Raw genomic sequence first — 14693 nt, forward strand, 5'->3', positions numbered from 1 at the left:
AAAGGAGCCATAGGCTCCTTTTCTTTCAATCGCTTAACTTAATATAGAATTAAGCTGCAAGACCTTCTTTTGCTTTAGCAACAAGTGCTGCAAAAGCTACCTGGTCGTATACTGCGATATCAGCTAGGATCTTACGATCGATTTCAACAGATGACTTTTTAAGGCCATTGATGAAACGGCTGTAAGAAAGGCCGTTTTGACGTGCAGCAGCGTTGATACGTGCAATCCATAGTTGACGGAAAGTACGTTTCTTAGCGCGACGGTCACGGTAAGCGTATTGACCTGCTTTAGTTACTGCCTGGAAAGCTACGCGATAAACGCGTGAACGCGCTCCGTAGTAACCTTTAGCTTGCTTTAATACTTTTTTGTGACGTGCACGTGCGATAACACCGCGTTTAACTCTTGCCATTTCTGATATCCTCTATTAAGCGAATGGTAACATACGATTGATAAGACCCAGGTCATTCTTATGAACCATAGTCTTGTTACGTAGGTGAAGTTTACGCTTAGAAGATTTCTTAGTCAGAATGTGACGAAGATGCGACTGTTTACGCTTGAAACCGCCAGAAGCAGTTTTTTTGAAGCGCTTAGCAGCACCTCTGTGTGTCTTTAGTTTGTAAGACATTGCAATAACTCCAAATGATATTGCGTTAACGTTATGCAAGCAGGCGGATGATAAACATCACTTTGTTGGCCTGGTATGCACCCTAATCCCGGTGAAAGGCCAAATGTGACCTTTACTTAGGTACCGGTTAACTCAGGTGGCTAATGCACTTTAAACCTGAGTTAAATTCTGTCGATCGTTAAATCGGCGCGTATTATGCCTTGCTTAAGACTTTTTCGCAATAGGTGCCATCATCATAATCATTTGACGGCCTTCAACCCGATTCGGGAATGACTCTACCTGAGCCACCTCTTCCAGGTCAGCTTTCAAACGATTAAGCATTTCAATGGCAATTTCCTGGTGAGCCATTTCACGGCCACGGAAACGAATGGTGATTTTCGCTTTGTCGCCCGCTTCAAGGAATTTGCGAAGGTTACGCAGTTTAACCTGATAATCGCCTTCGTCCGTGCCAGGACGGAATTTGATTTCTTTAACCTGGATCTGTTTTTGCTTTTTCTTTTGTTCTTTTTGTAGTTTTGCTTTTTCAAAAAGGAACTTACCATAGTCCATAACTTTACAGACTGGTGGCTCTGCATTTGGACTGATCTCAACCAGGTCCAGGCCGGCTTCTTCTGCAAGCGTTCTTGCTTCTCTAATAGAAACTACGCCCGCCTGCTCGCCTTCAGCGTCAATTAAACGAACTTCTTTTGCTGATATTTCTTCATTGATACGATTTTTCTGAGCAGTAGTTTGCCCTTTTTTGCCGCCTCTAATGGTACGTTCCTCCAAAAAGTCAAAAATATATTGTGCGAAAAGCGATTTGAATTAAGTGATAAGCCTTTCGCACAGGTTTACTATAAATTAACGTCTGTCTTTAATCTCTTCGCTGATTTTAGCGATGAAATCATCCACAGAGAACTTGCCCAGGTCTTCACCTTTGCGCGTTCTTACCGCTACTTCTTGTTGTTCAACTTCTTTGTCACCGACAACAAGCAGATAAGGGATACGTTTTAAAGTATGCTCGCGGATTTTAAAGCCAATCTTTTCATTTCTCAAGTCAGCACAGGCTCTTATTCCCAGTTTATTCAGTTTTTGTACAACTTCGTGCACATAGTCTGCCTGTTTGTCGGTGATATTCATGATCACCACTTGCTTAGGCGCAAGCCAGGTTGGGAATAACCCTGCGTACTCTTCGGTCAAAATGCCGATGAAACGCTCTATTGACCCTAACACCGCACGGTGGATCATCACCGGCGTTTTACGTTCATTATTTTCCGCTACATACGTCGCGCCTAAACGGCCAGGTAAAGCAAAGTCTAGCTGCACTGTGCCACATTGCCAAGCACGCTCAAGACAGTCATACAAAGTAAATTCGATCTTAGGGCCGTAGAATGCACCTTCGCCCGGCAAATAACCAAATTCGATATCATTTGCTTTTAGTGCATCAGCCAGTGCTTCTTCAGCCTTGTCCCACATTTCGTCATCACCGATACGTTTCTCAGGACGCGTTGAGAGCTTTACAACAATTTTCTCAAAGCCGAACGTCGAATAGGTATCATAGATCATATTGATACAGGCGGATACTTCATCCATTACCTGCTCTTCGGTACAGAAGACGTGCGCATCATCCTGAGTAAAACCACGCACACGCATCAGGCCGTGCAATGCACCTGATGGCTCGTTACGGTGACAACAGCCAAACTCTGCCATACGCAGCGGCAGATCACGGTATGACTTCAGACCTTGGTTGAAGATCTGAACATGGCCAGGACAGTTCATTGGCTTTATTGCATACTCACGCTTCTCAGACTCAGTGGTGAACATCGCATCCGAGTACTTGTCCCAGTGACCTGATTTTTCCCACAAGCCACGGTCCATCATCAGCGGACCTTTAACTTCTTCGTATGCATATTCACGTAGCTTTTCACGCACGAATTCTTCTAATTCACGATAGATGCTCCACCCATCGTTGTGCCAGAAGACCATGCCCGGCGCTTCTTCTTGCCAGTGCCACAAATCAAGCGCTTTACCAATTTTACGGTGATCGCGTTTCTCGGCTTCTTCAAGGCGTTTCAGGTAAGCTTTCAGCTGTTTCTTATCAGCCCACGCTGTGCCGTAGATACGCTGCAGCATTTTATTTTCGGCATTACCACGCCAGTATGCGCCAGCCACCTTCATGATTTTGAAGTGGTGGCAGAATTTCATGTTTGGTACGTGTGGACCACGACACATATCAACATATTCTTCATGATGATACAGACCCGGACGATCATCTTTTTCAATGTTCTCATCCAGGATTTCTATCTTATAAGTCTCGCCACGCGCTTCAAACGCATCACGCGCTTCTTGCCAGCTTACTTTCTTTTTAACAACGTCGTAATTGGTTTTGGCTAGCTCAAGCATACGTTTTTCGATGGCATCGAGGTCTTCCTGGGTCAGCGAGTGCTCCATATCGATGTCGTAATAAAAACCATTGTCTATGGTCGGGCCGATCGCCATTTTCGCTTCAGGGAAAAGCTGTTTAACCGCATGGCCGATCAGGTGAGCACAAGAGTGACGAATGATCTCTAAGCCATCTTCATCTTTGGCTGTGATAATTTCTAATTGTGCATCCTGTTCAATCGGATCACAGGCATCAACACGCACACCGTCTACACGACCTGCAATGGTGGCCTTAGCCAAACCAGGGCCGATGTCTTGAGCGACTTCTAAAGTTGTAACCGGGTTTTCAAATATACGCTGACTGCCGTCAGGGAGAGTAATTACTGGCATGATAATTCCTACTTACAGTGGTGACACCTACAACGCATCACATGTACTAGTTTAAGTTAATTGTTTTAAATTTGATGCCCATCAACACTTTTACGAATAAGCATTGGCTGAACAGTGGTATACTGTCGGTGTCCGGGGACTTTCAAACGCAGCGCCCATTGTGAACGCTCACGTGACGAGTTGCAAGGAAAAGACTAAGATTAAGCAGGGATTTTGGCTAAAATGACGGGGAAAACCATGGCACAGAAACACTCATACAAGTTTGCATCTTTTAATTTGCTGAACTTTGCTGCGCCGCCCTATTCTTTTTACCAGCTGGAAGAATCGTATAACGACACTCAGTGGCTGACCAAAACACAGTTCATTACGGGCCTGATCCAATATATGGACCCCAGCGTAATTGTGTTTCAGGAGGTATTTAGCCCCGAGACACTGGCCACCTTGTGTGAAGATCTGGGACTGCCTTATTTCGCAACCGTTGACACCCCAAAACCGGACTTGGTTTACCCAAATGTGCTGTTCAATCCCATTGTCGCCATTGCCAGCAAATTCCCGTTTAAGAGCTTTACCCCGTTGGAACCGTGCCCCGAATTACTGGAATATCTCAACAATCAGCATCAATTTAAGTTTAACCGGACCCCAATAAAATGTAGCTTCGAGCTGCCTGGCTTAGGCCTGACAACCGTTTATGCCGTACACTTTAAATCCCAGCGAGTTCACTCAATGGCCCACATGCTGGGCAACACTCCTCAGGAGGACCCTCTTCTGACTTTATTGCATCAAACGGTTGGCACCATGCAATCACAAATATCCCGCTCACTCGAAGCCTCTATTGTCTATTATGATGCACTGAAGACACAGCGCGAAAAAGGCGCCGCGACACTGGTGATGGGCGATTTTAATGATCACATTGCCAGTCCTGCGCTGTCTTTTATGACACAACAGTTCCCAACCAGCGCCATCCATCAGGACTTTAACAGCGTCGGGCTGTTCGACAGTTTTTGTCTGGCCGATAACCAACTCAGTTTCGGACAAAAACCCCCCACACATTATTATCAGGGAGTGGGCAATACGCTTGACTACATTCTCGCCTCCAAAGAGTTCAATCCAAACCTTGAGCAGAGCAAGGTCAGGCGTCTCACGTATCATAACTACGCGTCGCACTTAGACCCCAAACGAGACGAAGAAGACATTCGCTATTCCGATCACGCGGCCATCGCCATCGAAATGATACTGCAATAAGTTCTCGGTCATGATGAGCTGTGATATGATCCTTACTTATAACGATTTATTTGACCAGTTAATGGGAAACCAACAATGAGAACACTCGGTGTAGAGATTACCGGCAGCGAGGCCCTGCTGTGCCTTCTGAGCAAAGAAGAAGACGTTTTTGATATTCGCGATATTCGCCAGACTCGCTTTACACTTGGCAATATTGGCCAGGACACAGACGCAATGCGCAAATTCCACTTCGATTTTGCCAAACTGGTAGAAGATTACAAAATTGACTCTATAGCCATCCGCCAACGTGCCCACAAAGGCAAGTTTGCTGGCAGCGCAGCGGGCTTTAAAATGGAAGCCGCGCTCCAGCTTATTGACGGCACTGATGTGAAGTTATTGTCTTCTACGGAAGTGAAAGAACAGCTTAAACGTAACCCTGTGCCTGTTGACTTCGCCGATACTGGCCTGAAAAAGTATCAGGAACAAGCGTTTCACAACGCCTACGTATTCATTATGCGTAAAACTTACGGTCATGAAGACGCCGAGCCGGCAGAATAATTATTGGCCCGGCGAATGTGCCGGGCTTTTTCTTTGTATAACCAGCTAACACATTCTCCCCTTTCACTTTTTCTAATTGTCACTTGGTTTTAATACAGGTTCTGAGTTATAAAGTACGTTTGGTGTGTGCTTTTTATGAACAAGCTAGGTTTGCACATCCCATCGACTTGCAGGGTCATTTCGGCACTGTCATCATGCAGGAGGCACTATGCTTAAGTTGTTTGAACGATTCACCGTACCATTCCCGTCACGCCCGGCAACACAGCCACCCCAAGGATTACTGGCATTTTGCCGGTTTTACACGAAAGGAATGGAGTTGCCACTGCTGCTAATGTCACTGAGCGCTGCTATCTTGGCCACACTGGAGGTCATGTTATTTGGCTTTATGGGCACGCTGGTAGACTGGATGCAGGCATATCCGCCTGCCGAGTTATTCGAAGTGAAACGTCAGGAGCTCACCATGATGGCCGCAATTACGCTCATTGGCCTGCCCTGCCTGGTGTTTTTTCACAGCGCAATATTACATCAAAGTTTGTTGGGTAATTACCCAATGGCTATTCGATGGCTGGCACATCGCTATTTGCTCAAGCAAAGTGTGTCTTTCTATCAGGACGAATTTGCCGGACGCATTGCAACCAAAGTCATGCAAACAGCGCTGGCTATCCGCGAAGCAGTGATGAAACTGCTGGATGTGCTTGTTTACGTCGTTGTGTACTTTGGTGCCATGCTCGCACTGGTCAGCGACAGTGATATGAGAATGATGATCCCCTTACTGATATGGCTGGCTTTGTATATCGGCATGCAGTTTTATTTTGTTCCCCGACTCAAACAGGTAGCCAGCAAGCAGGCCGATGCACGTTCGCAAATGACCGGCCGCATAGTCGACAGCTATACCAATATCACCACTGTTAAGCTGTTCTCGTATAACAAACGGGAAGAAACTTATGCCCGTGACAGCATGAATTTGTTTATTGAACCCGTCTATGCCCAAATGCGACTGGCAACGCAACTGAATGTCAGCATACAAACACTGAACTTCCTGCTGGTCTTTAGTGTTGCGGCCGGCTCGCTCTACCTGTGGTCACTCAGTGCGATCAGCAGCGGCGCCATCGCGATTACCATTGCCCTGGCATTGCGTCTGAACGGTATGTCCCAGTGGATCATGTGGGAAGTATCCAGCCTGTTCGAAAACATCGGTACCGTCATCGACGGTAAAAATACCTTATCAAAACCACTGGATGTCCAGGATCAGCCCAATGCCCCGGCCTTAAGCGTAACTCAGGGCGAAATCCTATTTAACGATCTGCACTTTGCCTACAAACGCCAGCAGCAATCGGAGCAGCATACCGTTATTCAGGGGCTGAGTCTGACGATTGCACCGGGCGAAAAAATCGGCATTGTGGGCCGTTCGGGTGCAGGAAAATCGACTTTGGTAAACTTACTACTGCGCTTTTACGACGTTCAGCAAGGCACCATCAAAATAGACGGACAAGACATCTCGCAGGTCGATCAGGAAAGCCTGCGCGCGCACATAGCGATGGTGACACAGGATACCGCACTGTTACATCGCAGTGTGCGGGACAATGTACTGTATGGCCGCCCCGATGCCAGTGAGGAAGACTTACTCAAAGCCATCGACAAAGCCGAAGCAAGTGAATTCATAAAATCGCTTGAAGACAACGAAGGTAACACGGGGCTTGATGCTCAGGTTGGTGAGCGCGGCGTTAAACTCTCGGGGGGACAACGTCAGCGCATTGCCATTGCCAGAGTACTACTTAAAAACGCCCCGATTCTCATTCTGGACGAAGCAACTGCGGCTCTGGATTCCGAAGTAGAAGCGGCAATTCAGGATAGTTTAGACAGCCTGATGACGGGCAAAACCGTGATTGCAATTGCGCATCGCCTGTCAACCATTGCACAAATGGACCGACTGATAGTAATGGATCAAGGCCAAATTGTTGAACAAGGTACACATGATGCGCTGCTCTCACAGAGTGGCATTTACGCCAAGCTGTGGGCACATCAAACCGGCGGTTTTATTGGCGTTGAATAAACAACAGCCTGGTGGCTCAGGTCGGTTGTTGCGTGACGTATTTTATCCCACCACAAAACAACTGACAGGCCTGATCAACAAAAGCATCCAGATCCGCTTCAGTCAGGGGCGCCTGCCAGCGGATCGCTTGATCCCAAAACGTCAGCCGCTTCAATGCGCCCCAAAAAAAAGCAGCGGCAAATGGCGCTGAGAAAGTGCCGAGGCAGCCTGCCCTCGAGGCCTCTTCAAACCACAGACTCATGGCTGCTTCACATTGACTGAACTTGCTATTGAGCCTGTCTGCCTGCGCCTGACAACGCATAGACTCGATCATCACTATGCGGGATAGCTTGATGTAGTCTTCATCCGACAGTAAAGACACGGCACTGTCAGCCAGGTGTCTTAGTTGCACTTCAAAATCATAGTTAGGGATAAACTGAATGGTCGTAATCGGTTGTATTCTTTCAATTAGCGAAATAACCACGGCATCAAATAGGGCTTCTTTCGTTGCGTAATGCTTATATAAAGTGCGTTTGGAAACCCCGGCAGCACTGCATATCGCTTCCATTGTGGTCGCCTGTAGACCCCGTTGTGCAAATTCTTCTACCGCTGCGCTTAATATTGCTTGTTGTTTTTCAGTAAGCTGGGTCATTAACTCGGTCATCAGTTTGAAATTAACAGCAGTTTAACTTAAAAAGGTCCAATATTAAAGTAAACACATGCGTATACACAACTTCAAAAAAGTACACGGCATCGTTTACCTTAAAACAAATAAAGTATACACTTGCGTATACTTGCACTATTGTCGAACTATCTCAGCACTGTGCAGCCTGCTGATAAATCACGCATCATAGGCAATAAACAGTGCTTTTTATTCATTCGGTTCGTTCTGTTTTGGTGTAAACAGTGCGAAGCACGACAAGGTATTCACTGGCATTAAAGCAAAATCTCGCAATGACGATGCGGCACACGCAAGTCGAAAAGCAGTGCTACACTTACTTGAATGGTTTTTAACCACGCCAGCGAACAAATGCAAAATAAAACCCAATAAAAGAGAGGCATACTCGTCTCTACTCAGGAATAAAAAATTTTAATCAGGATTTGGAGTGTACATGTATCCAGCCCATAACAGCAGTCGTGTAGTACACCTGGCAACAGCGGTATTGTCTGCACTAGCTATTTCTGCCTGCTCAGAGGCACCTCAAAGCCAGGGTGGTCCATCCATGCCACCTGCGCATGTGAGTATCAACAAGGTCACAACCCAGAGTGTGCCGTTCAATATCGAACTGCCAGCCACTCTGGCCGGTGATAAAGAAGTTGAGATCAGAGCGCGTGTATCCGGGCTCATTGAGTCGCGTAACTTTGAAGAAGGCCAGTACGTTAAAGCGGGACGTTCTTTATTTACCATTGAGCTTCGTCCCTTACAGCTGGAACGAGACAAAGCAGAAGCCGACCTCAATGCCGCAAAAGCGAATGTGGCACAGGCAAAACGTGAGAAAGACAGGCTTGAACGACTCAAAGATGAGCGTTCCGTTTCAAAACGCGATTTTGATAACGCCGTTTCCGCCTATGAAGTTGCCATCGCCAATCTGGACTCTGCCAAAGTGGCACTCAGTGAAGCACAACTGGACTTAGAATATGCGCAGGTTAAAGCGCCTGTCTCAGGGATCATGGGTCGAGAGTTCGTTTCTCAGGGCAGCTATGTCTCCGGGCCGACCGTACTGTTAAGTGAACTCACCGATACCGGCAAGATGCGGGCACGGTTTGGGTTTTCTGAACGAGAGCAGCTGGCTATGCGACAGGATGTTGAAAATGGCACACTGAGCCTGCCTAAGAATAATGAGTTTAATGCCACCATAGTGCTTCAGGATGGCTCAGTCTATGCGCATTCAGGCAAAGTCGATTTCTCGGATGTCCGGGTAAACCGTTTTACTGGTACCAGTGAATTACAGGCCCGGATCAACAATCCGGATGGTGAGCTGCGTCCTGGTCAGTTTGTCCGCGTTCGTTTGTCCGGTGCAGTGCGCAATAACGCCATTGTGCTGCCGCAACGTGCCGTATTAGACAACGGCACAGGTAAATTTGTCTATCTTGCTACTGAAAACGAGCAAGGCATGACCGTTGCTCTGCCTGCGCCAGTTGAGGTAGGTGAATGGGTCAATCTGGATGGCAAAAACATGTGGGTGATTCGACAGGGCCTGACCCCTGGCCAGCCCGTGATCGTTGAAGGTATGGCGCGCATATTCTTCCCAGGAATGCCCGTTAGCGTGAGCGGCGAAGGAGAATAATCGTATGTTCTCTAAGTATTTTATTGATCGCCCGATCTTTGCTTTTGTGATCTCTATTGTCATCGTACTGGCAGGCCTGGCCGCAATGCGCACCCTGCCTATCGCTCAGTATCCGGAGATCGCACCGCCTCAGGTTCAGGTAACGGCTTTTTACCCTGGCGCATCTGCCGATGTCCTGGAGCAGACAGTGGCTGCCCCGATAGAAAATGCCATCACAGGCGTTGAGGGCATGATGTACATGGAGTCAACCAGTACCAGCTCTGGCACAACCACTATCACAGTGACGTTTGAGATAGGTACCGATATTGACCAGGCTGCGGTCGACGTCAACAACCGGGTAAAACAGGTTGAGGCGCGTTTACCGGAAGAGACACGCCGGCAGGGTGTGGTTGTTGCAAAAGGCTCATCCAGCTTCTTGCAGGTTCACGCCTTCTATTCACCGGACGGAACTCGTTCCAGCTTGTGGACATCAAACTATGTCACCATGAATATCCTCGACCGTATTAAACGTATCCCCGGCACCACCAGTGTACAAATATTCGGGGCCAAAGATTACGCCATGCGGGTCTGGATCCGCCCTGACCTCATGAGTCAGCTTGGTGTCACTGTTGAAGAGGTCACCGCAGCCATTCGTGAGCAAAACTCACAGTATGCTGCCGGTACCATAGGAGCCACACCAACCAGTAGTCAGCCTCAGGAGCTGGTTTACAGTGTAACTGCTAAAGGCCGTTTATCTACGCCTGAAGAATTTGAAGCCATTATCATTCGCGCAAACCCGGATGGCTCTACCCTGCGCCTTAAGGATGTCGCGCGAGTTGAGCTGGGCTCCAAAGATTACAATTTTGCCGGTACCTTTAACGGAAAAGAGGCGGTACTTCTGGGTGTCTTTTTACAACCAGGTGCCAATGCGCTGGATGTAGCGAACGAAGTAGAATCCGTGATAGCAGAGCTTCGTCAACAGTTTCCTGTTGGCCTGGATCATGGTATTCCGTACGACACCACACGCTTTGTGGAAGTGTCCATTCGTGAAGTATTGATCACCCTCGTCGAAGCTATGGTTTTGGTATTTTTGGTCGTTTACCTGTTCCTGCAAAACTGGCGCGCCACCTTAATTCCGACTCTGGCAGTACCGGTTTCTTTATTAGGCACATTTGCCGGGCTGTATATGCTCGGCTACTCCATCAATACCCTGACACTTTTCGGTATGGTGCTGTCTATTGGTATCGTTGTTGATGATGCCATCGTAGTACTGGAAAACGTCGAGCGGATCATGCACGAGCAACACCTCAATGCTCGTGAAGCGGCCATTAAAGCGATGCAGGAAGTAAGCGGCCCTGTTGTGGCTATTGTACTGGTATTGTGCTCAGTGTTTGTACCTATCGCGTTCCTGGGTGGGTTAACGGGTGAATTGTTCAGACAATTTGCGATTACCATCTCGATATCCGTCAGTTTATCAGGCGTGGTCGCGCTGACCATGACCCCGGCGCTGTGTGTCATGATCCTCAAACATGAGCACAAGCAAACCGCGGGGTTCTTCTTATGGTTCAATAACTGGTTCCAGCGCGTCACCGGCCGTTATGTGGGCTCCGTGAGCTTTATGATAAGACGTGGCTTGCTTGGTGTGGTGCTGATGGCCTCTATGGTCGGCGCAACCATGTTTATATGGCAAAAAACACCGGGGTCTTTGGTCCCGGATGAAGATCAGGGCTTCTACATCGCCGCGGTGTTCCTGCCTGATGGATCATCACTTGAGCGTACCGCTGCAGTGGTTGAAGAAGTTGTCGCTGCCGCCCAGTCTAATCCGGCCAATGAAAACGTAGTTGCTTTTACTGGGTTTGATTTTATTGGTGGCGGTTACAAAAACAGTGCTGCGACGCTGTTCATCACACAGAAACACTGGGATGAGCGCGAAATCGACACGAAATCACTGGTTGGCGAGTTGTTTATGAAGACCGCTGGGATCAACGAAGCGCTGGTTCTGGCCTTCAACCCCCCTGCTATATTCGGCCTGGGCACCACCGGGGGCTTTGAGGTTTACCTGCAAAACAAAGCGGGGACAGACCCTGAACGTCTCAAGCAAGGCATGCAAATGCTAATGGGCGAAGCACAAAAGAGTCCGATACTTGCGGGTATTCAGACACTGTGGCGTCCGGATGCACCGCAGCTTAAAGTTCACATGGACCGGGAGCAGGCTCGTGCTATGGGCGTGAATATCAACTCAGCATTCAACGCGCTGGCAGCCAACCTGGGTAATTACTACGTCAATGACTTCAATAAGTTCGGTAGAGCCTGGCAGGTGCTGTTATCAGCTGAAGCTGAGTTCCGTATGACACCAGAAGATGTTGGCCGTATCTATGTGAAAAACAACCGTGGCGAAATGGTCCCGATCTCAGCATTCACTGACATTGAGTACAGCCGAGGGCCGGAAACCCTGCAACGTTACAATAACCTGTCTGCTGTTAAGCTGATGGGTAATGCAGCGCCGGGATACAGCTCTGGTCAGGCCATTGCAGAGTTTGAGCGTATCGCAAAACAGGTTCTGCCTCCGGATATGACCTTTGAATGGACAGCCTCTGCTTATCAGGAAAAGCGCAGCTCAGGTACTACTGGCCTGGCACTTGGACTGGCTGTTGTGATGGTATTTTTAATCCTCGCGGCACTTTACGAGCGCTGGTCTCTGCCTATTTCGGTGTTACTGGCACTGCCTTTTGGTACCTTTGGCGCACTTATTTCCATCTGGGTTGCAGGCTTAACCAATGATGTTTACTTCCAGATTGGCCTGGTCACCTTACTTGGTCTGGCCAGTAAAAACGCCATTCTGATCGTTGAGTATGCACTGATGAAGACACAGCAAGGCTGGAGTCCGGCAGCAGCTGCACTGGAAGCAGCGCGGCTGAGGTTTCGCCCTATCATTATGACTTCGCTGGCCTTCATTCTGGGCGTAGTACCTCTGGTATTGAGCTCAGGCGCAGGTGCAGGTGCGCGTCATAGTGTAGGCACCGGGGTCATGGGCGGCATGCTTGCTGCAACCTTCCTGGCAGTGTTCTTCCTGCCCTTATTCTTCTACTGGTTAACGGCGAGACGTGTTTCTGAGAAACGCTCTAAACAGGAACTCAGTGAAGAGATTGCACAGCAGCACAAAGCTGAGCATGTAGATACTAAAGAAGATCTGGCCTAACTTTCCAGGTCGAATACAAGCGCCGATCACTCAATGAGTGCCGGCGCTTTTTTGTTATTTACCGGAATAACCTTCCTAACTCATTCGCTTACTTTTGATAACGGTTTCTTTATTGGCTGTTCACCCTATTCCCTTAGCCATTAGTCTAATTTCATGCCGATTCATCGGCTCTCGCTTGCAATGGGGCAAACTTTGTTATTTCTTTGAGTTATAACTTATTACCATTTTAAGCTCCCTGACTGGTTTCATGGGTGTGTCAGATAGTAAAAAGCAATGACAACAACAAGGAATAGATCATGACAACATCAGCAATGAACCCGACCCTCAGTTATCACCGTGGAACCTCTGACACGCCTTTACTTGATCAAACCATTGGTGACTTTCTGGCGCACATTGTCGAACGGTTCGGCGACCGTGAAGCAATTGTTGTTTGCCATCAGCAACAGCGCCTCAGTTACCGGGAATACCTTGAGCGTATTGATGAACTGGCAGCCGCCCTGTTACATTGTGGGATCCAGCCAGGCGACAGAGTTGGGCTCTGGTCGCCCAATAACCTTGAGTGGTCTCTGGTGCAATTTGCCACAGCGCGGATCGGTGCCATTATGGTGTGTCTGAATCCGGCTTACCGACCTGCCGAACTCGAGTTTGCGCTCAATAATGCGGGCTGTAAGATGCTCATTATGGCCACCCGGTTCAAGCACAGTCACTATGTCGATATGCTTGAAGAGCTCGCTCCGCAGTTGGAACAGCATACTTTTGGTGAGCTGCGTGCTCCTAAACTGCCTGATCTGACCCATGTTGTGGTGATCCCCCAGCAAGGAGAGTCAGCCCCAACAGGGTTGTGTGACTTCAATCAGTTGATTTCACTCGCGTCAGATCAAGATTACAACACCCTGCGTACTATTGGTGCCAGATTAAGCCCCAACGACGCCATCAATATTCAATTTACCTCAGGAACAACCGGCAACCCCAAAGGCGCCACATTAACCCATCGGAATATTCTCAATAATGCCAATCTGGTTGCGCAGACCATGCAACTTACAGAGCAGGATAAGCTCTGTATTCCGGTGCCGCTGTACCACTGTTTCGGTATGGTGTTGGGTAACCTGGTCTGCCTTAGTCAGGGGGCCTGTGCGGTGTTTCCCAATGATGCTTTTGATCCGCTTCTGACACTACAAACCGTCGAGGCCGAACAGTGTACGGCGCTGCACGGTGTGCCCACCATGTTTATCGCACAACTGGAGCACGAACAGTTTAACCAGTTCGACCTGAGCTCACTCAGAACCGGCGTCATGGCGGGTGCCACTTGTCCGGAAAAAGTGATGCGTGATGTGCAGACAAAAATGCACATGACAGACATCTTAATTGGCTATGGCCAGACCGAATGCAGCCCCATTAATCATATTACTGAAGTGTCCGCTCCATTGATTAAACGAGTGACCACTGTCGGTCGTGCCATTGCCCACACTGAAGTGAAAATCATTGATGAAAGTGGTGAGCTTACTCCCAGGGGTGTACCCGGCGAGGTGTGTGCACGTGGATACAGTGTCATGCAAGGCTACTGGCAGGATGATGCCAAAACCCAGGCAACCATAGATGCGCAAGGCTGGCTGCACTCTGGCGATCTGGGTGTAATGGATGACGAAGGGTATGTCACCATTGTGGGGCGCATCAAGGACATGATCATCCGTGGCGGCGAAAATATTTACCCTCGAGAGATCGAAGAAGTTTTGTATCATCACCCTGACATTCAGGATGCCGCGGTATTTGGGATCCAAGATGAGAAATACGGCGAGGAAGTTTGCGCCTGGCTACAGCTAAAGCCGGAGCATTATGTTGAGGAGCAAGCCATTAAAGCTTACTTACAAGATAAGCTCTCCTACTTCAAAGTCCCCAAACATATACGCATCGTAGATGCCTACCCGATGACGGTGACCGGGAAACTACAAAAGTTCAAAATGCGTGAAGCAATGGAAAAGTCACTCAACGAACCGGCTTAAACAAGGGCTAAAACGCACGTTTAGCCCCATGCATCAATGA

General features: G+C 48.3%; 11 protein-coding genes. 6 read left to right on the top strand and 5 right to left on the bottom strand.

Annotated features, from left to right (window positions below):
* Nucleotides 1-49: 49 nt before the first annotated feature.
* The 4 genes from rplT to thrS all read right to left on the bottom strand — a co-directional run bounded on the left by rplT (nucleotide 50) and on the right by thrS (nucleotide 3376).
* A complete protein-coding gene (gene rplT, locus QNM19_RS06665) occupies nucleotides 50-409 on the bottom strand; it encodes a 50S ribosomal protein L20 (protein ID WP_010387194.1) in 360 nt (119 codons plus the stop codon).
* A gap of 15 nt (nucleotides 410-424) precedes the next feature.
* The gene (gene rpmI / locus QNM19_RS06670) at nucleotides 425-625 is read right to left on the bottom strand and encodes a 50S ribosomal protein L35 (RefSeq protein ID WP_010387195.1); all 201 of its coding nucleotides are present in this window, start codon (nucleotides 623-625) and stop codon (nucleotides 425-427) included.
* A 204-nt stretch (nucleotides 626-829) separates the two neighbouring features.
* Nucleotides 830-1393, bottom strand: coding sequence for a translation initiation factor IF-3 (gene infC, locus QNM19_RS06675; protein WP_010387196.1), 564 nt, complete (start codon nucleotides 1391-1393; stop codon nucleotides 830-832).
* 72 nt (nucleotides 1394-1465) lie between these two features.
* Nucleotides 1466-3376 carry a threonine--tRNA ligase gene (thrS, locus tag QNM19_RS06680; protein ID WP_284026502.1) on the bottom strand — a complete coding sequence of 637 codons (1911 nt, stop codon included), beginning with the start codon at nucleotides 3374-3376 and terminating at the stop codon, nucleotides 1466-1468.
* Nucleotides 3377-3613: 237 nt separating this feature from the next.
* On the opposite strand from thrS, the gene QNM19_RS06685 reads away from it, so the two are divergent.
* The 3 genes from QNM19_RS06685 to QNM19_RS06695 all read left to right on the top strand — a co-directional run bounded on the left by QNM19_RS06685 (nucleotide 3614) and on the right by QNM19_RS06695 (nucleotide 7208).
* Complete coding sequence (locus QNM19_RS06685) at nucleotides 3614-4618, top strand: endonuclease/exonuclease/phosphatase family protein (protein ID WP_049865658.1); 1005 nt, start codon at nucleotides 3614-3616, stop codon at nucleotides 4616-4618.
* A gap of 75 nt (nucleotides 4619-4693) precedes the next feature.
* Nucleotides 4694-5155 carry a DUF3010 family protein gene (locus QNM19_RS06690; RefSeq protein WP_049865657.1) on the top strand — a complete coding sequence of 154 codons (462 nt, stop codon included), beginning with the start codon at nucleotides 4694-4696 and terminating at the stop codon, nucleotides 5153-5155.
* A 208-nt stretch (nucleotides 5156-5363) separates the two neighbouring features.
* A complete protein-coding gene (locus QNM19_RS06695; RefSeq protein ID WP_284026503.1) occupies nucleotides 5364-7208 on the top strand; it encodes an ABC transporter ATP-binding protein in 1845 nt (614 codons plus the stop codon).
* A 16-nt stretch (nucleotides 7209-7224) separates the two neighbouring features.
* Here QNM19_RS06695 and QNM19_RS06700 read toward each other — a convergent pair whose 3' ends face one another.
* Nucleotides 7225-7839, bottom strand: coding sequence for a TetR/AcrR family transcriptional regulator (locus QNM19_RS06700; RefSeq protein ID WP_284026504.1), 615 nt, complete (start codon nucleotides 7837-7839; stop codon nucleotides 7225-7227).
* Between the two features lie 460 nt (nucleotides 7840-8299).
* Between QNM19_RS06700 and QNM19_RS06705 the strand changes: the two genes are divergently transcribed.
* The 3 genes from QNM19_RS06705 to QNM19_RS06715 all read left to right on the top strand — a co-directional run bounded on the left by QNM19_RS06705 (nucleotide 8300) and on the right by QNM19_RS06715 (nucleotide 14653).
* Nucleotides 8300-9475: an efflux RND transporter periplasmic adaptor subunit gene (locus QNM19_RS06705; protein WP_049866022.1), complete on the top strand. Its 1176-nt coding sequence runs from the start codon at nucleotides 8300-8302 to the stop codon at nucleotides 9473-9475.
* A gap of 4 nt (nucleotides 9476-9479) precedes the next feature.
* The gene (locus tag QNM19_RS06710) at nucleotides 9480-12653 is read left to right on the top strand and encodes an efflux RND transporter permease subunit (protein ID WP_049866021.1); all 3174 of its coding nucleotides are present in this window, start codon (nucleotides 9480-9482) and stop codon (nucleotides 12651-12653) included.
* A gap of 296 nt (nucleotides 12654-12949) precedes the next feature.
* A complete protein-coding gene (locus QNM19_RS06715) occupies nucleotides 12950-14653 on the top strand; it encodes an AMP-binding protein (protein WP_049866020.1) in 1704 nt (567 codons plus the stop codon).
* Nucleotides 14654-14693 lie beyond the last annotated feature (40 nt).

Source organism: Pseudoalteromonas ardens (genome assembly GCF_030125445.1).
GTDB lineage: Bacteria > Pseudomonadota > Gammaproteobacteria > Enterobacterales > Alteromonadaceae > Pseudoalteromonas > Pseudoalteromonas ardens.